Origin of the sequence: Mesorhizobium sp. M1396, from assembly GCF_040317725.1 — a bacterium.
In the GTDB taxonomy this organism is placed as follows: Bacteria; Pseudomonadota; Alphaproteobacteria; order Rhizobiales; family Rhizobiaceae; genus Mesorhizobium.
In genome coordinates, this window is record NZ_JAMYLA010000014.1 from 73,483 (window position 1) to 97,463 (window position 23,981).

Here is a 23,981-nt window from a genome sequence, read left to right on the forward strand (position 1 = left end):
CTCAGGACTCTCCAAGCCAGAATGTATCCGGCATATAGACACCGAAATAGGCGGTCGGGTCGTAGCCGTAGAGCGCCTTGTCAGGCAGATTGCGCAGCCGCGAGGATGCCAGAACCGGCTGATGCGTTCCGTTTACCGTGCCGATCGAAAACACCTGATCGGTATAAATCGACAGCATTGAATTCCAGATCTCGGCGCGCTCCGTGGCTTCGGTCGATGCGTTCCAGCGCTTGAGCAAAGCCATCAACTCGACCACGGGCGGAAGATCGGGCGCTTCGCCGACCTTGCCACGGGACAAGTAGTGAGCACCCCAGAGCGGCCATTGCAACTGGTCATCGACGGTGGGGGCCAGTTGGTAGGGGTTCATGTCGGCGGTCGGCACGCCATTGTCGATGCCCGACCACATCGACATCATGATCTGGCCACCAAGCGCGCGGCTGCGGAAAATGTCGCGCTGTGAAGTCCGGATGAACAGGGCGATGCCGATCTTGCGCCAGTGATCGGTGATGAGCTCGAGCGCGTCGGTTTCCAGCGTGCTTTCGCCGGCCGTTTCCACTACGAGCTGCGCCGGGCGTCCGTCGGGAAGTATCCGCAGGCCGTCATCGTCACGCGCCTGAAGCCCGACCTCGTCGAGCAGGGCATTGGCCTGGTCGGGATCATGGGCGACCCAGGCTTTCGCGAATTCCGGCCGGTAGAGCGGGCTCTCCGGCAGGACCGTATCGGCACTTTCCTGCGCCAATCCGTAGAACACAGCCAAATTGATCTCGCGTCTGTCCACAGCGAGCGAAAGTGCGCGGCGCACGCGCACGTCACGAAAAAGGCCACGCCACACCTGGTCGGCACAATTCAGATTGGGCAGCAGCGCCAGCCGCGAACCTTGTGTGCGTTTCCAGAGATGCATCTTCACCGGGTAGCGCTTCTCCGCATCCTTCAGGAAGGAGTAATCGGTGAAGTCAATTCCCATGCCTTGCAGGTCGCTCTCGCCCGCACCGGTCTTGGCGGAAATGATCGCCGACGAGCTGACACTCATGACAATCCGGTCGACATAGGGCAGTTGCCGGCCATTCTCGTCTATTCGATGAAAGAACGGGTTCCGCTCGAAGACGAACTGCTCAGCCGGCGGCTTGGTCCGGTTCTGCCAGGGATCGAGCGTCGGCAGTTCCGGGTTCTCCGGGCGATACTGCCGCGACATGCGGATATGCAAGAGCGTCCATTTCTGGGCCCGGTTCTCCTTCATGAGGCCGGCGAGCCGGAATGGATCCTGGTATTTCTTGTGGAACTGCTTGAGATAGGCGGCCGGCAGAACAAGCGATAGGGGCGAAGCAGCGGCGAGCTTGGGCAGGAAGTCGGGATTGGGTGCATCCCAACTGTAGCGGACCGTCAACGGATCGACGATCTCGAAGCGTGGCGGCTTGCCGTCCGCCATCAGGGCCGGGGCGAGCCCGCCTTGCGAAAGCTCATCGTTCAGCCAGACATCTTCCCAGCAATAGCGAAAATCCTCCGACGTCAACAGGCTGCCGTCAGACCATTTATGTCCTTCCCGCATCTTAAAAGTGAAGACACGATCATCCGCTACATCGAAACTTTCGAGAATGTCGGCTTGCAGGTTAAGCTTTTCGTCATAGCCGACCAGGCGAGCGTACCCGTAGATCGTCATCATCCGGATATCTTTCTGGCTGCCGATGATCGTGCGCAGCGTGCCGCCATATTGGCCGGGCTGCCGGCCCATCGCAGCGAGATTCAACGCGCGCGGGCGCTTGGGCAGGCGTTCGGCGAGTGCCGGCAGCGCCCTGGCCTTCAGCTGCGGCTCAAGAAATTCCGGCTCCAGATCGCCGGCGCACAACGTGCCCGGCAGAAATGCCGAAGCCATGAGTCCAAGGACGGTGCGACGGCTGATCAATGGCGTAGCTCGCTGACATCGGCCGAACGTCGGGCCAGCACGAGGTGGCCGCCGCCAAGATCGAGCGGCGACAGCACGTCCTCGTCGCCCTCGTCGCGGAATTGCGGTGCCCATGCGCTGGTGTCGGAAGCGCCGCTGAGTGTCAGCGTCTTGAAATCCATCGGCCTGTCGAGATCGGGGAAAGGTACTGCGGCGACCAGTGAGCGCGTGTAGGGGTGGACCGGTTTCCTAAGCAGAATTTCGCGCGGCGCGAGCTCGACGATACGCCCGCCGCACATCACCGCGATGCGGTCTGCCATGTAGTCCACGACCGCCAGGTTGTGGGATATGAACAGGTAGGTCAGGCCCAGTTCCTTCTGCAGGTCCTTCAGAAGGTTCAGGATCTGCGCCTGGACAGAGACATCGAGTGCCGAAACCGGCTCGTCGCAGATCAGGAGTTCAGGCCCCAGCGCCAACGCGCGCGCGATGCCGATACGCTGACGCTGCCCGCCGGAGAAACTATGCGGATAACGCTTTATGAAGCGCGGGTCGAGCCCGATTGCCTGCATCAGGCTCTTGACCGTGGCTAGTCGGGACGCGGCATTGCCACGTCGATGGATTTCCAGCGGCTCGCTCAAAATGTTCTCCACCGTCATGCGGGGTGAAAGCGACGAAACCGGATCCTGGAAGACCATCTGGATTTTCGCGCGCAGCATGCGCAGGGCGTCTCCCTCGGCTTCCAAGATGTCGATCGGACCATCGCGGCCATTGAAGATCACAGAGCCGCTGCTAGGGGTGACAGCCCGCATGAGGATCTTGCTGACGGTGGTTTTGCCGGAGCCGCTTTCGCCGACAAGACCCAGGCACTCACCCCGCCTGATATCAAAGCTCACGCCGTCCACGGCGCGAACAGAGGTTTGATGATCTCCGCCGAACCACCCGGACTTGCGGATCGTGAAGGTCTTTGTCAGATCCCTGACCGACAGCAGGAGGTCGTCCGGCCCCTTCGATGCCGGCGCCGTCTGCTTGCCGAGCAGGTTCCCGACATTCACCGGCACCTCGCGGAGTGCCTTTAGCCTTTCGCCGGGCTTCAGGTCGAAATGCGGTACGGCTGCCATCAGGCCCCTCAGGTAAGGGTGGCCCGGCCGGCGGAATATCGCCTCCACAGGTCCCGCTTCCATGATCTCGCCATGGTACATGACCACCACCTCGTCGGCGACGTTGGCGACCACGCCAAGGTCGTGCGTGATCAGCAGCATCGCCATGTTCAGCTTCGTCTGAAGCTCGCGCAGCAATTGCAGGATTTGCGCCTGGATGGTGACGTCCAACGCCGTCGTCGGCTCGTCGGCGATCAACAAGGCGGGCCGGCAGATAAGCGCCATGGCGATCATGGCGCGCTGACGCAATCCTCCCGAAAGTTCAAACGGATACATGTCATAGGCGCGCTTGGGATTGGGAAAGCCGACAAGGCTGAGCATTTCCTCGGTCCGCGCCTTGCGCTCTGCCCGAGCCGTGGGCGTATGAATCTGCAGGGATTCGCTGACCTGGTTGCCGATCGTGTGCAGCGGCGACAGCGATGTCATGGGCTCCTGAAAGATCTTGCCGATGCGGCTGCCTCTCAACGCCCGGATCTCGGGTCCATCACGCGGCATCTGCAGGATATCCTGCGTCGTGCCGGGCTTTTCAGGATCGGAAAATAGGATACGGCCACGAACATGGGCTGTGTTCGGCAAAATGCCCATTACTGCCTGGCTAAGAACCGATTTTCCGGAACCGGACTCGCCCACAAGCGCGGTAACCTTGCCGGGAAGGACGCGAAGATTTGCCCGCCTGACGGCATGCAACGGTCCTCCGATAATGGCAAAAGAGATGCCAACGTCTTCGACCCGAAGTAGATCAACGCCCGAATTCATTCTCACACCAGCCCACTCCTGCCGGCCTACCGGGCGGCAGACCCAGAAAGCGAGACTAGCGCATTGCCAGCCTAGAGCAACTTGGATTCGAAACGGTCGCCAGTGGCGAATCCGGCGACCGGACTGCTTACCAAAGGCGTTCGGATCAGATTGGGGCGCGCTACTGGAGCTTCCTCGGGTCGCCCGCCGACAGCCGTGCGGCATCGCGATGAAGCAGCATGACCTGCTCGGCCTCCGATCTCCGGTCGTAAATCGACTCCAGCGCACCGTCTTCATCGAGTGCGAGAGCGCCCGACAGATCGGGTGAAAGCACCGTCAGCTTCTGCTTGATCCCCGCCAGTTCCTCGTTGCCGAGCGTCAGCCAGCTGTTGGCGCCGCAATAGCTGGCGAAGTCTTTGCTGGCGAGAACGCGGTGCGGATATTTCTTGGTCAGGGTCTGGAGGCGCTGGACCTCGTTTACAGCCGAGCCGAAGACAGAGAATGTGAGCCGGTCGGTAAGCCCGACATTGCCGAACATCACGTTGCCGACATGCAGGCCGATGCCAAATTTTATGTCGGAAAACCCCTTTTCCTTCCTTCGCAGATTGAGATCCACCATGCGCGCAGTGGCCTTGTGCGCTGCCGCCAGAGCAGACTGGCAGGCGATTTCGGACTGCGAGCGATGCCTTTCGCAAGGGTAGACGGCAATGAAGCCATCCCCTATGAAACTCATGATCTGCCCGCCATTGCGATTGAAGGGCGCAGCAATGGCATCGAAAAACTGGTTCAGCGTATCGATGTAGATTTCGCGGCCGGAAGTTTCGGCAAGCCTTGTCGACCCGCGCATATCGGCCATGACCAGTGCGGCCCGGATTGTGTCGCCCTCGCCGCGCTTGATCTGGCCGTCCAGCACGCGTCTGCCGGCGTCGCCGCCGAGATAAGTGGTCATCATGTTGTCGGCCAGCTTGGTGAGCACCGCCATTTTGGTTGCGATGGCGAGATGGTTTTGGATACGCAGCAGCGCCGAAATCATGCTGTCGGTGAAACCTGAAGCACTATCGGTGGACCATGACCCGATCATGCCCTGACTGGTATTGCCGTTGAAAGGATGGACGAAAGCCATGTAATCGGTCACGCCCATAAGCCTGAGCTCATCGAAAACAGGAAATTCCGACGGGACCGACGGATCGAGCCGACGCCGCAGATGGTCGAGCTTGTTGCTGAGCAGATGGTAGTATGGGCTGGTCAGAAACCTGTCAGAATGAACGCCGTCCTTTTTGCGGAAGCCTTCCACTTCCATGCCTTGGCCGCGAAGCCAGGTGAAGCCAAGCGCGTCATAAAGCGGATGAAGCATCGAAAAGCTCAAATGCACCCGCTTCAGCGGCAGGCCGGCAGCAGCCAGCCGTTCGCAAAACCCCTTTACCAAGGTTTCCAGCTCGTTGCCCGCCAGCGCCGACTGTGTCAGCCAATCGGCAACCTTATCCATGAGAATTGTGGAAATTTCTGCTTGCGCCGTGCTCATACCACCTCGAAACCCGTCGAAGACGGAGCCGTTATCCTTCGATCCGCCATAACACAGTCCGCCAGCGACCCAAAGATACCCCAAAGTCAACCAGGCCGGCTTCGGCGGCAGAACGGCGAAATCCCCAATAACTGTCCTTGCAACCAAGGAACAGGTTCAACTGCATTCATGTCTTGTGGCGTTATGTGGCGAAGCTGCGGGCGGAGTGCAATCACGATCCTGACATCGGGCAGAAAATTCGCCGGCTGGGAACGCCGTCAGGCCTTCACCACCGTCTCTCGGAGGAGCCCGAGACGGCCAAAAACATTGCGTGTATCGACAATCAGAACGGCGTGATCAGCGATTGTCCGATAGTCGATCGCGTCATGGTCGGTTGCAACAACGACAGCATCGAAATCCTTCAAGGCCGCCTCGGTCAATTCGACCGAGCGGCGCCCCTTGATCGCCATATGCTCCCGTGTAGTCGGTATCTCGGCAACATGCGGATCGTGGAATTCCGCCTTGCCGCCCCATTCCTCGATGAGTTCAATGAGCCGCAATGACGGGCTTTCGCGTATGTCGGGCACATTCTTCTTATAGGCGAGCCCGATGATGAGAATGCGCGAGCGGCTGAGCGCCTTGCCGCAGCGCCGGTCCAGCGCTTTCGCCAGTTCATCGACCACATGACGTGGCATGGCAGTGTTGATCTCCGCCGCCAGCTCGATGAAGCGGGTCGGCAGTTCGTATTCGCGCGCCTTCCACGTCAGGTAGAAGGGATCAATCGGAACGCAGTGCCCGCCCAATCCGGGGCCAGGATAGAAAGGCATGTAGCCGAAGGGCTTGCTCTTGGCCGCCTCGATCACCTCCCAGATGTCGATGCCCATCGCGCCGAGCACGATCTTCAATTCGTTGACGAGGGCTATGTTGACCGAACGGAAGATGTTTTCCGTCAGCTTGACTGCCTCGGCGGTCGCCATGGTGGAAACCGGAACGACGGTTTTGACCACGCCTTGGTAGAAAGCCTGCACGAGCGTCGCCGCTTCAATGCCGTCACCCGCCACGACCTTGGGGATCGTCGCGACTTCAAAGTTGCGATTGCCGGGATCCTCGCGTTCGGGCGAGAAGCCGAGGAAGAAGTCTATCTTCGACTGCAAGCCGGTTTCTTCCAGTATGGGCTTGACCACGTCGTCGGTGGTACCGGGATAGGTAGTAGATTCCAGCACGATGAGGTGGCCGAGACGCAGATGCTTTGCGATGGTGCCTGCGGTGTTCCTGACAAAGGAGAGGTCCGGCTCACGGTTTTTCGTCAGCGGTGTCGGAACGCAGATGATGATGATATCGCAGATGGACAATTCGGCAAAATCCGCGGTGGCGCGGAACCGTCCACTCGCCACGTGGCCGGCAACGGCTGTCGACGTCACCGCCTCAATGTAGGATTGGCCGTTGTTCAGGCTCTCGACCTTCTGGGCTTCAATGTCGAAACCGAAAACCGGGAAGCCGGCGCGTGCGACCGCAATTGCCAGCGGCAACCCGACATAGCCCAATCCGATCACGCCGACTTGCGCGGCGTGCGTCGAGATACGGTTCAGCAGACGGTCATATGCCGATCGTGAAGCGTCCAAAATCTGCTTTCCCGTTAATTCGGATAGGCTGGCCGCTCCCATGGCGCGGCTTACCATGGTCCCAGGAACCATGGCCGAGGCATATTGCGGAAAATGGATTCTCGCAAGCCGTCATCAGACCGGCAACTTTGCCCTCAAGCTTGCGGCAGCCATCGCATAGCCGCCGGCGGCACCATCTATGAAATGAACGTGATCGCGTTGCAGAGGCGAGGCGACGAGGCATGTCATCAAGGCCGATTTCTGGCGGTGCAGGCCATAGTTGCAGATGCCCGCCTCTTCCGCCTGTTTCAGCCGGTTCTCGATCCGTTGCAACAAATCCGTGTCAACATCGATGGTCATCTTCAAGCCGTCGTCGAATTTCCGGAAATCCGAATTGCTGGCCACGTCGCGCTTGTAGATCTTCGGATCGAAACCGCCGATCGTCCAGCCATATCTATCGGCGACGGCCGTAAGCGTCATCAGGAACACTATCCACAGCTTCGACAGCCACCGCCGTCCTGCCGGCGCCGTGGCCCGCGCCTCGATATCCAGGCCGGCGGGCAGCAAGCTGTAGCCCGGCCCGTTCACCGGCACCGGGTGGCCATCGCGTTCCTGCCTGCCGGCAAGGGCGATGATGTCGGATGCCAGAAACTGAAAACCGCGCAGGTCGCGCGACGCCCCCGGTATGGCTATGATCGAGACGATTTCGCCATGCCGGGTCTCGATCGGGTTCCAGCGGCAGGAGAGGCCGGTCAGGTCCGGCCGAGCGCCTGCCGGCGCAGGATCGATGCGGTAGCGCCCCGCTTTCATCTCGGCTTCCGCCCAACTGCCGCCACCGCCGGCGAACATGGCATAGAAGACCGCATCGGAGGCCTGGAATCTCGCCACGCGAACGTCGAGGCCTTGCGCTCGAATATCCTTTATCGGCACGATCGCGGCACGCAGGGTTAGGCCCAGTTCGTCCGCCACCCATCTCTGGACAGCCGCCAGCGCGTTGCGGGTGATCTCCAGCGCCGAGCCGGGAAACGCGACGAGCGCGCCGTCGCCGCCGAAGACAAAGGGCAGATCTTGCCGGCCCAGCGCATTGAGCAGCGCCGAAATGACGCTGGCGCCGGCCATATTGACGGTTTTATAGTGCCCAGCCTCGATCGCCTTGGTCGAGCCGACGATGTCGGCGGTGGCCAGCGCCCAGCCATCGGGGAGAGGCCGATAGTTGTCGATATCGGCAACGCTTTCGAACTTTGCGAAGACCGGCAGAGAAGCGACAAACGGGTCGGACGCGGCAGCTGTTTCCATGAGCATCAGATAGCACATTCCACTGCTTGAAGGTGAAGTCGATCATGCCTTTAAATTGACTTGCGCATGCTTTCCGATGATAGGGTCGAGCGATGCGAATTGCCTTCTACGCGCCGCTGAAGTCACCCAATCATTCCGTTGCCTCCGGCGACCGCCAGATGGCACGCACGCTAGTCAAGGCGCTGGAGCATGGAGGACACAGCGTCGAACTGGCATCCGAATTGCGCTTCTATCTACGCGAACCGGAGCCGAAAAGTTTCGATGCGCTCAAGATAGAGGCCCGAGAGGAAGCCGCGCGGCTGACCAGGCTTTGGGATCGTGACGGCAAGCCCGATCTATGGTTCTGCTATCATCCCTATTACAAAGCGCCCGATCTGATCGGGCCCGAGCTGGCGTCGACCTTTGCTGTCCCATATGTGACGGCGGAAGCTTCCTATTCGAGCCGGCGAAATGCCGGTTTGTGGGCTGATACGCAAGAGTTGGTGGTGCGAGCCGTCGAACAGGCGGCGCTGAACATCTGCTTCACGCAAAGGGATCGTCAGGGACTGGCAGATGCGATACCCGACGTCGCTCTTGATATGCTGTCGCCCTTTATCGACACATCGGCATTCCGCGAAATGCCGGCACGAGGTTGTCCGACGCACCTCGTTACCGTTGCCATGATGCGCCCGGGCGACAAAGTCGAAAGCTATCGCATGCTGGCGCAAGCGCTCGGTGTGATTGGCCACCTGCCCTGGACCATGTCGGTCGTCGGCGACGGGCCCGCCCGTGACGAGGTCAAGGCGCAATTCGCCGGCTTGCCCGCCGACCGTATCGAATGGCTTGGCGCGATTGAGCCAGCCGCCGTGCCGGATGTCCTCTATGGTGGAGGAATTTACGTCTGGCCGGGTCATGGCGAGGCCTATGGCGTTGCCTATCTTGAAGCACAGGCCGCCGGGCTTCCGGTGGTGGCTCAGGACATCGCCGGCGTGCCGGAAGTCGTGCGAGATGGCCAGACCGGATTTCTCACCCCGCCGCGCGATGTGGCGGCGTTCGCTTCCGCCATTGAAAGGCTTCTGGTCCGTAACGACGAAAGAACCATCATGGCCGCGGAAGCCAGACGTTTCATCCTTGAAGAGCGTTCCCTCGGCGTTGCAGCGGCGCGTCTGGCCGAGCTTCTTCCGAAGGTCTCCGTTTCATGACATCCGATCGGATCTGGCAGCCCTTGGTGGAAGAGCTGGCGGGCCGGCAACGGGCGGGTCGTAAGACAGAGTTCTGGCTGCGCGACGATGATGCCGTGGATCCGACACCCGCGCTTGATCGGTTGCTCGACCTCACCGGTGAATTCGCGGTTCCGGTCACTCTGGCCGTCATTCCGGCCCTCACTGATGAGAAGCTTGTCGCCCGGCTTGACGAGGCGCCGCATGCCACGGTCGCGATCCATGGCTGGGTGCACCGAAATCATGCGCCCGAGGGTCACAAAAAGCAGGAACTCGGCGCCCATCGGCCACGCGAGGCGGTGCTCGATGAACTGGCTGGCGGGCTGTCGCACGTAACCGGCCTGCACGGCGCGCGCACCGTTCCGATGCTGGTCCCCCCCTGGAACAGGATCGACGCCAGCCTGGTATCCGACCTTGGATCGATAGGATTTGCGGCATTGTCGGTCTATGGGCCGCCGAAGCCAGCTTCACTGGCGGTCATCAACAGCAACGTCGACATCATGGATTGGCATGGCACGCGCGGCTGCCGCGATCATGGCCTATTGGTCCAGGCTATCATCGCGCACTTGCAGCATGCATTCGACGACGAACCGGTCGGCCTGCTCACCCACCATCTCATACATGATGAATCGGCCTGGCTTTTCCTCGAACGGCTGTTCACAGTCACTGCACAGACTGACCCCCGCGCATGGCTTCCAATCAGGACATTGATCGGACGCAGCGCGGTAGAGGAAAAATAGCTCAGCGCTTTTTGTGCAATGAGACTGGAAATTCGAGCGTCTGGCCATCCCGCGCGGCAAAAGCGCCGGCAAACCTGTCTTTGGCCAGTTTCTCGATCTCATCCAGTTCCTCGTCGGTGCGTGTCGCATCGTGGTGAAACAGCGCAAGCCCTCGCGCACCGGCCGCCTCACAGAGCTTGACGCCCTGTTGCCATGTCGAGTGCCCGTTACCGCGGCGGCGTTCCATTTCCTCCTCGGTGTAGGTGCAGTCGTAGATGACGAGGTCGGCATCTTCGATCAGGCCGAGCACCGCGCGATCGAGTTTGTCCGGCTCGTGCTCAGTGTCTGTGATCACCGCCACGACGCGACCGCCCCATTCGACCCGGTAGCCGATGCAGCCGCCTGGGTGAACAAGACTGCCGGTTCGGACCACCACCCCTTCGCGCGGCCGAAGCACGTCTCCGGATACGAAATCGCGGCAGTCGAGGCTTGCTTTGCAGACCTCCAGTTTCACCGGAAACCACGGCGGCCGCATGAACTCATCGACCATCTGCCGGGTCGTCATGCGTCCTGCAAGATGCCCGGACCAAAGCGTAACCTTGACGCTCCGGTCGTAGATCGGCGCAAAGAACGGCAGCCCGATAATGTGATCGTAGTGGCAATGGGTGAAAAGCAGGTCGAAATCGGTCACGCCCGACGTCCGAAGCGCGCCGCCGGCAGGCCGCAGGCCAGAGCCTGCGTCAAACAGAAGCGTATGCTTACCGCATCGCAACTCAATGCAGCTTGTGTTGCCGCCATAGCGAGAGAATTCTGGCCCCGATACCGGAATGCTGCCGCGCACACCCCAAAACCTGACCAGGAAAACGTCGTCCATGGTAGCCCCTTCGCGGTTCCCGTCGCTCATCGTAGCCAAACAACTGCTGCTAGAGCAATTCCAGGAAAAGTGTGAACCGGTTTTCCGTCCGGAATTTGCGTCCAAACAAGAGGCGAGACAGGTTCCTCCAGTGACCTTCTGAGCAAGAGGCCGGTGCTATCACGACGGGGAGGATCGACCGCCGGTCATTCGCTATTTGGCGCTTCGTGCGTCGATCAGATCCGCGGTGGTATGGCTTAGGCGATCGGCAAGAACCCTCAATATCTCGATGGTCATTTCCGGGGACTCCTTCATAAGCCTCAGGAAATGATCCTTGCGGATTCTTAAGGCTTCCAGCTCACTTGCCGCTCTGACGGTTGCAGTGCGGGAGCTGTTGCACAGTATGGCGATCTCGCCAACAATCGAATTTGGGGCCATTTCGGCAACTTTTATCGGTCCGCTGTCGGAATCGACCAGAATATCCGCGCTGCCTGAAAGGATGACATAGGCGGCATCTCCCTCGTCGCCCTGCCGGAAAAGGATCTGGCCGGCGCTGTAGCTCACGCGATCGGATGTGAACGCAAGCAGTTTGAGCTTTGTCAACTCGATGCCAGAAAACAAGGGAACGCGTTGCAGCATTCCAACTTCATCCTTGAGCAGCATTGTCGCAAACCTCAAAATTCGCGTTTGCCAGACTAGAGCAACGGGCGCCCGGATGGAATTAATTCCGTCTCCGAGACATCGCTCTACGACACCAGTTCCTTGAAGATACCGTTCTCTGCCAAAAGTGTCTCGTGTGTTCCGTCTTCCACCAATTGACCCGAGTCGAAGACGATAACGCGATCGAACATCATCGCCATTGACGGATTCGTCACGACCCACACAATTGCCGGCGAATGGCCGTCGCTCCTGGCTTCCTCGAGCACGTTTCGCAGCACCCTATCCTGCATGCGTTGGTCGAGCGCCGATAGCGGCCGGTTGAGAATGAGAAAATCGGGACGCTTGAGCAGGGCTCGGGCAACATCGAGCTTCTGTCGCTGTCCACCGGTCAGCCGCCTGCCGCCGGCGCCGACGTTGAAATCCAGGCCGACATCGAGAAGTTCGCCATAAAGCCCCAGCTCGTCAAGAATGTCATAGAGGATGGAGCGTATGCGGTCCGGCGCGTCGGGATGGTTGTTGCCCACACGCCCGAACAGGACATTATCCATGACGGTAGCCGCGGCAATGTATTTGGCAGGATCATACCGTTCGATCGCGTTATGCAGCTCGGGCGGCAGGTTTTCATAGAACCGGTTGCGGGCAGCGACGATCTTGCTCATCAGCTCATCGCTCAGCAGGCCGAAGCGGTGCCGGGGCTCGATATAGGCAAAGCTCAAGCTAACGATCATGGCGCGGTCGTTCTCCGAAACCGCCTCGTAGGGACGGTTCTTGAGCCGTTGCAGCAAGGTTTCGTAGGCCGGTATCTCCTCGGCGCTCATGAAGGCGAGCTGCTGGAAGAACTGGTGATCGGGTGGCAAGTCGGCAAACAGCTCGATCGCCTGTTGGGCGATTTCCATGCCCATTTCGTAGAGCGTGCGGTCGAGGCCGGCTTGCTTCAGCACAGAAGCAAAATAGGGGTTGGCCGCCAGGGCCCTGTCGGCCAGTTCGGGGCCGGCGGCAGCGCCGAAGAGCAGGTTCTGGCCGATCGTCGCTTCCTTGTTGTAGGCGCCCGGTTCGAAAGGAACCACCAGTCCGCTCAGCCCTTCCTGTTCCAGCCGGGTTCGCAGCGCCGCACGCAGTTCGACGATCCGCCTGGCAAGCTCGGTGTGACGCTTGAGGTCGGCCGAAGAGCGCAAGCCAAGATCCAGAATGTCGCGCGATAGAACAACCGCGTCGAGCACCCGGCGCACGGCTTCAAAGAGGTCGTGCGGGCCGGTGGCGCCGGCGGAAGCATAGTTGATCCAGTCGCTGTGAATATCAAGATCCGGATTGCCCGACCGGCGCGCCTCGTCGATGTTCCAGCGGTGCTGGTCTGCCGCGGCACCGTCATAAGTCACCGGTGTCAGCGGCGCATGCTTCAACCCGTAGAGCAGGTTATCGCGGAGGCTTGCCTGGAACAGGAAAACATCCGACGAGGCATAGGACATGCGCCGTCCGGTCACTGCTTCGGGGAGTTCAAGCAGGTCGTCGGTGCCCGAAGCGATCCTTCCGCTGTCGGGCCAGCTCAGCCGCGCGAAGGCTTCTGCAAGCGCTTCGGCTCCACCTGTCGCGGTACTGACCAGCGCCACCGTCTCACCCGGCTTGACCTGGAGGGAGACACGGTTGAGAAGCATCGCACCGCCATCGTCTGCTATGGACAGACCGATCGCCGACAGGGGGTTGGTCATCGGATCGGGATCGTCGATCGCCAACGCCCCGATTCTAGGCGCAATGAGACCCTCCACGGTGAACTGTTCAACGACCTGCTGATATTTGACCTGGACATCCTGCCGATCCTGATCCCAGTCGATAAGTTCCTTCATCGGTCCGGGCAGGTCCTTGTAGGCGCCGATCACGGCCACGAGCTGGCCGACGTCCAGCCGACCCTGGATGACCAGGTATCCGCCGATCATGTAGAACAGAAAGGGCGTGAGCTGCGCGAGAAAATTGTTGAGGAACTTTACCATGAATTTCCATTGGTAAAGATCGAAGCGGATCTTGAAGATGAGCCCGAGCCGGGCAGCTATGTCGGCGCGCTCATAGTTTGATGTATCGTGGACGTGAACCGCGCCGATGCCGTCGACGATTTCGCCAACCCGGCCCGAAAGTGCGCGCGCCGTCAATTGCCGTTGGCGCCCGAGCACGATCAGCCGCCGCCGCATTCGCGGGATGAGGACGATCTGGATCACCACGATCACGACCGCTATCATTCCGAGCCAGACGTTCTGGACCATGATGAAGAGCATGGCCGTCAGCGCCTGGCCGCCGAGCAGTACCGGCTGCAGGAACGCATCGCCGATAAAGCCGCCCAGCGGCTCCACCTCGTCCTTCACCATGGTCGCCACTTCGGCGGATTTCACCCGCTTGAAATAAACCGGCGGGAACCGCAGCACACGATCGACCAGATCGAAGCGGAGACGCCGCAGCATGCGTTCACCAAGACGGCCCTTGTAGGTGTTGATGTAGAGTTTAAACAGGCCGTTGATGACAACCAGCAAGAGAAACACAAGGCTCAGAGCAAACAGCGTCGCCTTGCGGCCTAGCTGAAAACCGGAGAAGAACAGGACCTCGCCAATGAACGGCAGGTTATAGTGTAGCCTCATGAATGGCAGGGTCGCGCCCGGTTGCTCGAAGCCCTTGCCTTGAATCGGGCCGTTGACGATCAGCTTCGGCAGGTCGAAGGACATGAAATACGGGATCATCGAAAGCACGACGATCATCAATATCCAAAGCTGCTGCTTCTTGGTGTGGGTCCAGATATAGCGGGCTAGGCTGGGTTCCATATGCGACTGTGGATCCTTCAGTTGGAAGGATGCGGGATAAAAAAGCGGCTGCTGGCGCATGGCGTATAGGCAATTTCTTCGTCGCCAATGACAAGCTCGAAGCTGCGGTGCACGAAGGACACCGATGGTCCCCATAGATGCAACCGGCTCTCTCCGGCACCGGGCAATGGCGAAGCGGCTAACAGCATAATCAAATCCGCGGATCAAACGGCCTTGCGGGGGGCAAGATTGCGTTGTGTCGCCCGACATCCCACCATACAAGACGAATATGATGGATGTCACGCAACCACGCAATGCCGGCATGGACTGGCACGATCAAGCCTTGGACCTCACGCGGGGAATTGCTGTCTATGTCGACCGCCCTCTCGTGGCGGGGCTGGCGCGCGTCATCGCCAAGCATCCGAACGCCGATATAGGCAACGCCTTCAACCACAAACAGGTCGCCTGCAAGGTGTGGGCGCTCGACAGGCTGTTCGAAAGCTGCGGCGGCCGGTTCGGGCGCATATGGGTTCTGGGTGGTTGGTACGGCGTATTGCCGGCAATGCTTTTCAACGACGCCCGCTTCGATATCGCGGCGGTGGATAGCATCGACATCGATCCCGAAGTCGCGCCGGTCGCCGTGACCCTCAACCGGGAAGCCGGCGACCGGTTCCGGGCGCTGACGGCGGATATGTACGCACTAGACTATGCGGCCGGGCGGCCCGACCTGACGGTCAATACGAGCTGCGAACACATAGCCGATCTGCGCGCCTGGCTTGCTCTGCTTCCGCGGGGCATGAATGTTCTGCTGCAATCGAACGATTATTTCAGCGAGCCGACGCACATCAACTGCGTGGCTTCACTGGCAGCCTTCGAAGCAATGGCGGCGCTACGGGAGGTGCGGTTCTCCGGCGAACTGCCGACAAAAAATTATACGCGCTTCATGCTGATTGGAGCTGTTTAGACTAGGATTCGTCGTCTGTTTGATCAGGAGCTTTTCCGAAACCGGGCTCCATTTTTAGGGACCATGTTCGATACCGCTCGCGCAGGATTTGCGCCGACTGACGCGCGCCTTCCAGATCGAGACGATGCGCGGATGGTGTCGGTGCCACAAGCGCCTCTTCGATGGCTTGCGCCAAGCCTTCAGGCGTTATGTCCTTTTCCATCAGCACCGTTGCAAGACCTAGTTCTTCGAGCATTAGGGCGCGAACCGTTTGTTCTGTTTCCCCGCCAGCTGCAAATGGGACGAGCAGGGAGCGACAACCCGCGCGCAGGACATCGCAGACGGTGTTGTAACCCGCCTGCGACACTGACAGGCGGGCGCCGGTCAGCAGGCTGGCGAAATCCTCGCGGAACCGGAAGATGGACAGGCCCGGCGTGGCATAGCCGGCGATCGCGTCAAACTCGTCCTTGGGCAGGTTTGGGCCGGTGATCAAACACCATTTCCAACCGTTGTCGGCATTCCGTGCCGCTGCGACGGTGGAACTGACAAGCCTCTTTCCGGCAGCTCCGCCGCCAACCGACACCAGAATGTCGAAGCGCTCGGACGCCGCGGGCGATGGCGGCGCGGCAACGAGCCCTGTGTAGACGACCTCGGCCCTGATCGCCCCGGCCAGTGGAAATGTCTTGTCGATGGTTGCGAAAGCCGGATCGCCGTGGACCATAACAAGGTCGAAATGCCTGTTGATCAAATCGACCGTTTCCTGGTTTCGGCCCGGCTTGACGCGCTCCTGAAGGATATCACGGACGGACGTCGCCAGCAGCGGTCTGGGCGACGCCGCGTCGATGGCCTCGATCAGCGGCAAGAGTTCGAAACGCATCTGCCGGCGTCCAAATGGAAACGCCTCGACAATGACGATATCAGGCCTGCAGTCCCGGAATGCCTGCAGCAGCATCTCTGAACGCCGTTTCTTGAAATCATCGTCGATCGGTTTGCCCAGCAGGTCGACAAGTCCCGAAAATCCTTCATCACCGGAGGTGACAGGCGGCAGGGTTACAGATTTTACCCCCGGTCCCGGAAATCCCGCGACCGGCGCTCCGCCGGTCACGACGGTTACGTCAAACCCGTCATCGACCAGAGCCGCCGCGACCCGGCTGGAGCGCGCGAGATGGCCGATGCCGAGCAGGTGCTGGACATAGAGGAAGGCGCGCAGCCGCTTCAATCGGCGGCCCGCCACTCGCGCTCGAACAGTTCCTTGAGCTGTCCAATGCTCGCAATATGATCGAAATTGCCGCGCACGTGCCGCTCCGCGGCGTCGCCGAGGCGGGCGCGCAGCACGGGATCACGGATCAGGCGCTCCAGCGCCTGTGCCAGGGCAATTGGGCTATCCGTCGGAACCAGCAGCCCGGTTTCATCCGGCGATATAAGCTCCGGCACGCCGGAAATATCGGTGGACACGCAGGCAAGCCTCTGGCTAGCCGCCTCCACCAGAACATTCGGCAGACCGTCCCGGTCGCCATTTGCCGTGATCCTGCAGGCCAGGGCGAAGATGTCGGCGCAGCGGTAGTGCTCGAGCACCTCCTCCTGCGCAAGCGCGCCTTTCCAAGAGACGCGACCATCCAGTCCGAGCTTTTGCGCCAGCGCCTTGAGCCGTTCCAGTTCCTCGCCGCCGCCGATATGCTCGAAACGCCAGGCCAAATCACCAGGCAAGAGGGCAAGGGCCTCCAGCAAGGTATCGTAACCTTTCTTTTCGACGGCGCGCCCGACACTCAGAACGATAACCGGTTCGTCCGGCGCCGAGCCGTCATGCTGTTTTCGCGCTTCGCCGGAAATGCCGAAGCGATGAAGGTCGAGCCCATGATAGCTCAGATGCACGGACGAGTTGCCGTTAGCGAGTTTTTTCAGACGGTCGAAGCCGGTTTTCGTGCAAGTGACCGTCCAGCGCGCCGAGGCAAGCTTGCCAGCCAAATCCCAGTCCGCCGAAGTCCAGATGTCCTTGGCATGGGCCGAGCAGCTCCAGGGCAGGCCACGAAGCTGGCTGGCATAGCGCGTCACCGATGCCGGCGTGTGCGCGAAATGTGCATGCAGCCAGCCCGCGTCTTCCGGCCATTCGGCCGCCAGCACGAGCGCTTGCCCGAAGCGGCGCACACGATTGCGCGTAAAGTCGCGGGGGAGATCGGTCGCCAGCGATCCGAGAGCGCGCCAGAAGCCCGGCCGCGGCAGATAAGCAAACAGCGAGCGAAGCACGCGCAGCGGCTCTTCATGCAGATATTCCGGCAGATAATGGACGGGCGCTTTGATCTCGTCATGCACGGGGTGGCGTTTTGCGTCGGTCGGCCGCCTGAGCGCGAAGAGTATCAGGTCGAACCCCGCACGCTCCAGACCGAGCAGTTCCTGTGCGATAAAGGTTTCCGACAGCCGCGGATAGCCCTTCAGAACCACGACGATCTTGCGATTTTGCAAGTCAGTTGATTCCTTCAATAACCGACAGGTGATGGCCGGCCCGCCGGTCGAGCAGTTCCGCGACGATTTCGGAAATATGAGGCAACCCTTCCAGCGTCAGATGCGGATTGCTCTGCGATGGGCGGGCCCGGTCCGGCAGCACCTTCAGTGCATCGGCAAACCGCTGGGAATCCTCGGCTTCTTCCGGCAAAAGCATCTCGATGAGGCCGAGTTCGGCTGCGCGCCGTGCTCGGATCAGTTGTTCCTCGCGGGGCTTGACGCGCGGCACGATCAGCGCCGGCTTGTCGAAAGACAGTATCTCGCAATAGGTGTTGTAACCGCCCATCGCCACCACCGCCTTGGCGCCGGCAATCAGGTCCTCCATGCGGTTGTCGAACTCGATGATCTTGATGTAGGGGATCTTGGACCCCTTTTTGAGCAGTTTGTTGCGCTTGCGCGCCGGCATGTAAGGTCCAAGCACGATCAGCGCCCTATGCTGCAATTGCGGGTCCTGCTGGTAGGCATCGATGACGTCGTGGATCAGTTCGGCGCCATCACCGCCGCCACCGGTGGTAACGAGGATATAGTCGCCCTCGGGCCGGTGGCCGGGCAACTCGTTCTTTTGCAGGCTCCGTTGCAGGAAGCCGACGAACTTCATCTTTGCCCTGACAGCCGGCGGCACATCCAAGCCGGTCAACGGATCATAGAAATCCGGCGGGCCATAGACCCAGACCTTGTCGTAGAACAGGCCTATCTTGCGCATCACATCCCTGCGTGCCCATTCTGCTTCGAGCAGGTGCGGCGCATCCATCACCTCGCGCAGGCCGAGCACCAGCGTTGTGCCCCGCGTCTTGAGGTAAGACAGCGTGTCCTCGATCTCACCGCGCAGGCCTAGCGGTTCCTTGTCGACGATGAAGATATCCGGCCGGAAGGTCTCGGCTGTGTGGCGGATGATCGACTGGCGCATCCTTAGCGTCTCATGCAGATCGATGTCCTTTTCCAGCGAGGTGTACTCGCCGTTGCGCAACTTGATGACGCTGGGGATCTTCACGAAGTCGACACGGGCGCGGTAGTCGAAGGCGCCAGCGATTGTCGCACCCGAAATGATAAGCACCTGAAGTCCGCGGAAATCCTCGACCAGCGAATGCGCGATAGTCCGGCAGCGCTGCAAGTGGCCGAGCCCGAATGTGTCGTGGCTGTACATGAGAATTCGAGCGTTTTCTGCGTGCTGGGTCATTGTTGAACGTCTCTTAGAATTCTCGCCTTGAGGACCGTGAGCGACGCTCCGGCTTCGAAACCATCCTGGTTTTGAAAAATGAGGCCGCGATTTTCAATCTGTATTACTTCTGTGGAATGCCTGTCGGATAGGCTTTCTGATTGCCTGAGTCCGAAACTTGATGGATTGGCGAATATCGCCTCGGCGGGAGCGGGCCGAGACTCGCTGTTCTTATTTTGGGATGGATCGAAGGGCAAAGTGGTATCCAAAAGATCGGCAGAAATCATCCCTCTTGATTCCAATAAGTTCCGGTGTCTCCGAACTCCATTGGTTTCGGAGCGGTGAAGGCGATTTCCGCCATCCCGGCCCATATAGCCAATTGATCGGTCGCCGGGCGTCGCATGGCCCATCTTGTTGTAGAACTCATTTCGCGCGCCATTGCTCTCGGTCTTGGGGGACCAAAGGTGCTGCCCATCAATCTCTTGACGGGCGGTCTGATTGTGATTCACCGACCAGAACTGAGCCATCTTTCCCCAAGCTAGCTGGAATTTCAGCAAGAATCGAGTGCATGCCAGCGCTTACAACGCACCGCCCGCGGGAGGGCGTATGCAAGACCAGTTGCTTGGCGATCGCTATGGCCTCTGGCTGTGCTCTAGATGTGAGCTTTCAGAGGGTTGTCCATTCGGATCGGACCGAGGAGACTGGAGTTACCAAGCTGCAGCACTCACCGGAGGATCCGAATGAACATCCACAAGAATGCCCGTCTCACGCCTTTGCGTCGAGAGGAGATGGCGCTTTCGGTGATAGAAGGCGCTTTTTCCCAAGCCCATGCGGCGCGCGTCTACGGCGTGTCGGCCAAGATCGTGGCGCGTTGGGTCGAGCGCTATAAGGCCGAAGGGCGCGCCGGCATGGTCGCCGCAACCCAGGAATATAACCGTATGTTGTACTTCGCTTACCCAAAGGGATACGACCCATGAGGTTTGATTCCCTTGCGGTAGTCCCGCCAGTACAGAATGAGGCGGATTACCTTGACTTCATGGGTCCAATGACTGAGTACCCGCGCCTTGCCTACAGCATGAGAGCCGTTCGCAAGGCAGGCGACCGGCTGGCAAAACCTATTCAGTTCGGACGAGACATCACTGCCGGCCAGTACCTGGACGCACTTGAAATCTTCTCGATCGCCAATAGCTGGCGCGACTCGCACTTTCTGCCCATGCGGAGCGTTCGGTTCTCTGTCGGTCACCACATGAGAGCCCTGCGACTGAAGGGCGACATGGCATCCCGTCCGAAGCGTATGGCATCCATTCGTCGGAAGCTTCGAGAGTCCACCACCAAATTGGACACCATGAACGACATCGGCGGTTGCCGAGCGATCATGGCCGACATCAAAGGTGTTCGCTCGCTTCTCGCATCGATGCGAGACAAGTTCCCTCATGAGATCCACTCGCGAGAATTCAACTATATCGATGAGCCGAAGCCGGACGGCTATCGAAGTCACCATATTGTTTTCCAGTACCGACCTAGGGATGCCGACACTGAGGCTTTCGAGGGACGACGCATCGAATTGCAAGTTCGGACCAAACTTCAGCACTCATGGGCGACCGCAGTTGAGGCTGTCGGGCTATTCCTGGGCCAGGATTTGAAGCACGGAAAGGGCGAGCAGGATTGGTTACGCCTTTTCCAGCTTATGTCCGCGGAATTCGCGCACGTTGAGCAGTGTCCCGATCATATCGGTGTTCCGGATCACAATGACCGGGTGCGAGAATTGCGGGATATCAACAAGCGTATAGGTGCGACCAGCATACTAGAAGACATTAAGAATCTTACCCGTTACTCGGAATATCCCGGACAGCCAGCGGAAAAATATCGATACTATTTGATCCAATATAACAAAGATCACAGCGTGACCATCCAACCATTTTTGACGCTTATGTTAGGCGCGCGGACATTGGAAGAGATAGAGCAGAAAATCGAGCTAAGGGGCATTGGTGCAAAGGCTGTCTTGGTCGAGGTTGATAAGGTCGAAAAGCTTGTTGAAATGTATCCGAATTACTTCGGAGATGTTTCCTTATTTGTTCGTGATCTGAAATCCATCTGCACGGGAAAGGTGCTATCGAATAAAGTCTAGCCCGCAACAGGTAGCTCCGAAGCCCTACGAAAAGCCCGCTATGGTTGGCTTAAGCGTCGCTTCCCTCTGGCCCGCCCTTGTCGTGTTGGACGAGCCGAATTCCAGCCTCGATGCTGCCGGAGAGGAGACGCTGAACCGGGCGATCGTTGCGGTCAAAGGGGCCGGGTCGACGGTCGTGATTGGGTCAAGGCAACGCCGCCGCCCAGATCAGCAGCGCGATGCCTGCGACGGCGATGTTCCATACCAGCGAGCGCACCAGACAGATGCCTGCTGCATAGAGCGGCAGATAGACGAGTCGGGCACCGAGATAGAGCGCGCTGCCCCAGATCGTTCGACCGTCGTGGGCATTCGCGAGGTGCGCCAGCACCACCGCCGCGATGAACAGGGGGAAGGTCTCGCCGAAATTGGCGGAAGCGCGAGAGAGACGACCGGCAACGCCCGTGAGCGGTGACTGCGGCGCGTCTCGCGCGCTAGCGGTCCAGCGGTAGCTGTGCTGGAGGCTAGCCGAATGCGATGCCAGGACAATGTGGAACAGCCCGAGAGCGCAACCCCCGGCCAGCATTGCGAGTTCGAACGTCATCGAATATCGCTGCTGGCCCGCAGCAGCTGACGGTCAAGGGCCAGGGCCAGAAAACGCCCTACGATGTCGACGACCGCGGCAGGCGCCGACGGACGTTCATCGGGGTCGAATGCGAGTCCAATGGCGGCACCCTGGCCTTCAGCTGTCACCACAGGCCAGAAGTCAAAGCGCGAGGCTAAGGCCGGGTAAACGCCAGAGGGCGAGAACAGCCCCGTGGCCAACGACGATCGCGCCGCCTCGATTTCCGCGTCCAGGGGCTCCAGGTTGCCGACTCTCTCGACGGAAATCACCTTGCTCTCCATCACGAGAACGACGACGACAGGGACTTGAAAAAGCGCTGCAAGAGCACGGGCGGTGATCGAGACGATCGCCTGCGCATTGTCAGCGGCCGCGACGGCGCGGCCGTAGCCCTGCAGCACCGTTGCCTGCCTTCTCAGGAGCGACGCATCGGCTGCACTGCGCTGGGAAGTGAAGGCAACGGCACTCACGATTAGTCCGACTACAAAAAGCAGCCCGATCGCCCAGACGTTTGCCGGGTCGTCGACGATCAGTGTGTAGCGAGGCTCTGTGAGAAAGAAATTGTAGGCGAGAGCACCAAGTATTGCCGAAAAGAGGGAGGGGCCTAAGCCTAAGCTAATGGCCGCTACGATCACCGGCACCACAAACACGAGGGAGATGTTCGGGATCGCCACGCGACTGTCGACACCAACTGCCACGACCGTGGCGACGGCGGTCATTGCCAAGGAGGCAAGGTAACGCACCAGAGCCGCAGACTCTGGTGCCGAGGCCAAAAGCGAATCGGCATCCGGCAACGGCGGGATTTTCCCTCGCAGCTTCGATGTAGCACCGGCCATTGGCTCAACTCCTCCAGTTATCTGATCTGTAGATCAATCCTGGCTCGACAATCCATTCACCTGGCGAGAGCGCTTCGACATCGAACCGGCCATCTGCAAGCCGTGGCGCAAGTCCAACGTAGTGATAGTGGTCGCCGAAGGTATCTATGACCTCGGAAAAAATTGGCCGTTCAGCAAAGTGGCCGACGACCTTGCTTTCGCTGGGTCGGCCGGCGGCGGGTGCGGCGATCCTGAGAACATAGTACTCGATCGGAACGCTTCTTGCCCCGAGACGCATCGGCATATTCCTCATCAAAGGAACACAGGGAGCAGTATGCTCGCTTTGCCTCAATAATTCCACCCCATGGGCCAGGGCGGAAAGGCAGTCGCTTCAGACGAATGATGGCGGCCAAGCCGAGGCCAGCTTGCCTCGCACTCTCCAGCAGATCTCTATGCCGTCGCCAAATGCAGCCGCTCGAAATCCTCGAAGAACTCGCCGTAGTCGCAGGTGATCTCCTCGCCCTCGGCGATATCGCGGGTCGCGGTTGCCCCGCCATATTGCGAAAAATCCGTGTTTGGGTTGCCGGAATGGTTCATGAAGCGCCCATTGTCGACTTCATAGACCATGAAACCCGGCCGGTCCGGGCTCGGATAGGCATAGCGGTCAAGCAGTTCCCGGAGATGCGAGGGCGACGCCTCGTATTTTTCCATCGGGATGAGCCGGTCGAAATCCGGATCGAGCCGCCAGATCGAAGCGCCTTTCCCGATCGGCTCGGCGGCGAACACACCGACACCCTCGATCGCGCTCGCAGCCACATAGGTTCTGATCAGCATCATGTTTGCAGGACCGGTTTGGCAAGAAGACCCGTTTCGACAGGAAACGGCATTGCCAAATCGAGCGGAAAAAGCAAGACCGGCCGCCCGCCTTGCGGCTATGAACATGCGTCTTGGCCGCAAAAAGACTTCACGTGCGGTTGATCGATACGCCGCGCCTTCCTCGTCACTCGCCAAACAGGGAGGCCAGTGGGGCGAATTATCGCCGCAACAACCACGCCAGGCGATCGAGCGAGAATGCGTAGCTGATGACGATCAGCAGGGCCATGACGATGCCCGTGGTCGTTTGGCCGGCCAGGTAGAACCCAGCCGCGCCGCCGAACAGGATGACGAGTTCCAGCACCAGCCGCACCGCCCCCGGAACCGGCACAGGGGCGCGGCCCGACCGACTCGGATCATTGAGCACGGCGAAGGTTCCCCACAGCGCAGCAGCAACGAGCGGTATGGCCAACGCAGCGACCCAGCGCCACCAATCGTGTGAGAGGCGCCAGCTGGCGATGCCGAGCCCGAGCAAGGCGGCAAGCTCCAGCAGGAAGCGCAACGTCAGATTCCACCAGGCATTGCCCATAATGATCCTCCAGAGCCTCGCGACAGGCAGTGTGACCGAACGGGGCCTTAGCTGCCAGAT

General features: G+C 60.0%; 21 protein-coding genes and 1 pseudogene. 5 read left to right on the forward strand and 17 right to left on the reverse strand.

The genetic code is table 11. The annotated features are described in order from the left end of the window. Position 1: 1 nt before the first annotated feature. The 5 genes from NKH02_RS11620 to NKH02_RS11640 form a co-directional block, all read right to left on the reverse strand. Positions 2 to 1,900 (reverse strand): ABC transporter substrate-binding protein, encoded by a 1,899-nt coding sequence (locus NKH02_RS11620; protein WP_352878824.1) that lies wholly within the window; start codon positions 1,898 to 1,900, stop codon positions 2 to 4. Beyond that, positions 1,897 to 3,792 (reverse strand): ABC transporter ATP-binding protein, encoded by a 1,896-nt coding sequence (locus tag NKH02_RS11625; protein ID WP_352878911.1) that lies wholly within the window; start codon positions 3,790 to 3,792, stop codon positions 1,897 to 1,899. The genes NKH02_RS11620 and NKH02_RS11625 overlap by 4 nt, the downstream gene beginning before the upstream one ends. 160 nt (positions 3,793 to 3,952) lie before the next feature. Then, on the reverse strand, positions 3,953 to 5,293 hold the full coding sequence (locus tag NKH02_RS11630; protein ID WP_352863477.1) for an adenylate/guanylate cyclase domain-containing protein: 1,341 nt from the start codon (positions 5,291 to 5,293) through the stop codon (positions 3,953 to 3,955). A gap of 257 nt (positions 5,294 to 5,550) precedes the next feature. After that, on the reverse strand, positions 5,551 to 6,894 hold the full coding sequence (locus NKH02_RS11635) for a nucleotide sugar dehydrogenase (RefSeq protein ID WP_502910869.1): 1,344 nt from the start codon (positions 6,892 to 6,894) through the stop codon (positions 5,551 to 5,553). Between the two features lie 114 nt (positions 6,895 to 7,008). Next, positions 7,009 to 8,187: a DUF3095 domain-containing protein gene (locus NKH02_RS11640; protein ID WP_352878827.1), complete on the reverse strand. Its 1,179-nt coding sequence runs from the start codon at positions 8,185 to 8,187 to the stop codon at positions 7,009 to 7,011. 74 nt (positions 8,188 to 8,261) lie between these two features. Here NKH02_RS11640 and NKH02_RS11645 point away from each other — a divergent pair, with 74 nt between their 5' ends. Continuing rightward, entirely contained in the window at positions 8,262 to 9,350 is a 1,089-nt protein-coding gene (locus tag NKH02_RS11645) for a glycosyltransferase family 4 protein (protein WP_352878830.1), read from the forward strand. Beyond that, positions 9,347 to 10,108 carry a polysaccharide deacetylase family protein gene (locus NKH02_RS11650; protein WP_352878833.1) on the forward strand — a complete coding sequence of 254 codons (762 nt, stop codon included), beginning with the start codon at positions 9,347 to 9,349 and terminating at the stop codon, positions 10,106 to 10,108. The genes NKH02_RS11645 and NKH02_RS11650 overlap by 4 nt, the downstream gene beginning before the upstream one ends. A 1-nt stretch (position 10,109) precedes the next feature. Here the strand turns inward: NKH02_RS11650 and NKH02_RS11655 are convergent, their stop codons facing one another. The 3 genes from NKH02_RS11655 to NKH02_RS11665 all read right to left on the reverse strand — a co-directional run bounded on the left by NKH02_RS11655 (position 10,110) and on the right by NKH02_RS11665 (position 14,401). Further along, positions 10,110 to 10,961, reverse strand: a complete 852-nt coding sequence (locus NKH02_RS11655) for an MBL fold metallo-hydrolase (RefSeq protein WP_352630014.1) — start codon at positions 10,959 to 10,961, stop codon at positions 10,110 to 10,112. 192 nt (positions 10,962 to 11,153) lie between these two features. Continuing rightward, positions 11,154 to 11,603 carry a cyclic nucleotide-binding domain-containing protein gene (locus NKH02_RS11660; protein WP_352863176.1) on the reverse strand — a complete coding sequence of 150 codons (450 nt, stop codon included), beginning with the start codon at positions 11,601 to 11,603 and terminating at the stop codon, positions 11,154 to 11,156. 83 nt (positions 11,604 to 11,686) lie between these two features. Then, a complete protein-coding gene (locus NKH02_RS11665) occupies positions 11,687 to 14,401 on the reverse strand; it encodes an ABC transporter transmembrane domain-containing protein (RefSeq protein WP_352878836.1) in 2,715 nt (904 codons plus the stop codon). Positions 14,402 to 14,669: 268 nt separating this feature from the next. Here NKH02_RS11665 and NKH02_RS11670 point away from each other — a divergent pair, with 268 nt between their 5' ends. Further along, positions 14,670 to 15,344, forward strand: coding sequence for a class I SAM-dependent methyltransferase (locus NKH02_RS11670; RefSeq protein ID WP_502913803.1), 675 nt, complete (start codon positions 14,670 to 14,672; stop codon positions 15,342 to 15,344). A gap of 1 nt (position 15,345) precedes the next feature. Here the strand turns inward: NKH02_RS11670 and NKH02_RS11675 are convergent, their stop codons facing one another. From NKH02_RS11675 to NKH02_RS11690, 4 genes are read right to left on the reverse strand one after another with little or no spacing between them, the layout of a single operon-like run. Then, positions 15,346 to 16,542, reverse strand: coding sequence for a glycosyltransferase family protein (locus NKH02_RS11675; RefSeq protein WP_352878839.1), 1,197 nt, complete (start codon positions 16,540 to 16,542; stop codon positions 15,346 to 15,348). After that, the gene (locus tag NKH02_RS11680) at positions 16,539 to 17,783 is read right to left on the reverse strand and encodes a glycosyltransferase (protein WP_352878842.1); all 1,245 of its coding nucleotides are present in this window, start codon (positions 17,781 to 17,783) and stop codon (positions 16,539 to 16,541) included. Before NKH02_RS11680 ends, NKH02_RS11675 begins: the two co-directional genes overlap by 4 nt. Position 17,784: 1 nt before the next feature. After that, entirely contained in the window at positions 17,785 to 18,999 is a 1,215-nt protein-coding gene (locus NKH02_RS11685; protein ID WP_352878844.1) for a glycosyltransferase family protein, read from the reverse strand. After that, the gene (locus NKH02_RS11690; RefSeq protein WP_352878847.1) at positions 18,996 to 19,505 is read right to left on the reverse strand and encodes a hypothetical protein; all 510 of its coding nucleotides are present in this window, start codon (positions 19,503 to 19,505) and stop codon (positions 18,996 to 18,998) included. Before NKH02_RS11690 ends, NKH02_RS11685 begins: the two co-directional genes overlap by 4 nt. A gap of 213 nt (positions 19,506 to 19,718) precedes the next feature. Here NKH02_RS11690 and NKH02_RS11695 point away from each other — a divergent pair. Together NKH02_RS11695 and NKH02_RS11700 are read left to right on the forward strand one after the other, a co-directional pair. Then, positions 19,719 to 19,892, forward strand: a pseudogene (locus NKH02_RS11695) (helix-turn-helix domain-containing protein); the annotation flags it as partial. A gap of 59 nt (positions 19,893 to 19,951) precedes the next feature. Further along, positions 19,952 to 21,106 (forward strand): RelA/SpoT domain-containing protein, encoded by a 1,155-nt coding sequence (locus NKH02_RS11700; protein WP_352878850.1) that lies wholly within the window; start codon positions 19,952 to 19,954, stop codon positions 21,104 to 21,106. A 184-nt stretch (positions 21,107 to 21,290) separates the two neighbouring features. On the opposite strand, the gene NKH02_RS11705 is transcribed toward NKH02_RS11700, so the two are convergent. The 5 genes from NKH02_RS11705 to NKH02_RS11725 form a co-directional block, all read right to left on the reverse strand. Beyond that, positions 21,291 to 21,686: an MAPEG family protein gene (locus tag NKH02_RS11705; RefSeq protein WP_352878853.1), complete on the reverse strand. Its 396-nt coding sequence runs from the start codon at positions 21,684 to 21,686 to the stop codon at positions 21,291 to 21,293. Next, a complete protein-coding gene (locus NKH02_RS11710; RefSeq protein ID WP_352878855.1) occupies positions 21,683 to 22,540 on the reverse strand; it encodes a DUF4118 domain-containing protein in 858 nt (285 codons plus the stop codon). The genes NKH02_RS11705 and NKH02_RS11710 overlap by 4 nt, the downstream gene beginning before the upstream one ends. 4 nt (positions 22,541 to 22,544) lie before the next feature. Next, on the reverse strand, positions 22,545 to 22,817 hold the full coding sequence (locus NKH02_RS11715) for a hypothetical protein (protein ID WP_352863190.1): 273 nt from the start codon (positions 22,815 to 22,817) through the stop codon (positions 22,545 to 22,547). A 152-nt stretch (positions 22,818 to 22,969) separates the two neighbouring features. Then, positions 22,970 to 23,356 carry an SET domain-containing protein gene (locus NKH02_RS11720; RefSeq protein WP_352878858.1) on the reverse strand — a complete coding sequence of 129 codons (387 nt, stop codon included), beginning with the start codon at positions 23,354 to 23,356 and terminating at the stop codon, positions 22,970 to 22,972. Positions 23,357 to 23,552: 196 nt separating this feature from the next. Then, positions 23,553 to 23,921: a YrdB family protein gene (locus tag NKH02_RS11725; RefSeq protein ID WP_352863192.1), complete on the reverse strand. Its 369-nt coding sequence runs from the start codon at positions 23,919 to 23,921 to the stop codon at positions 23,553 to 23,555. Positions 23,922 to 23,981 lie beyond the last annotated feature (60 nt).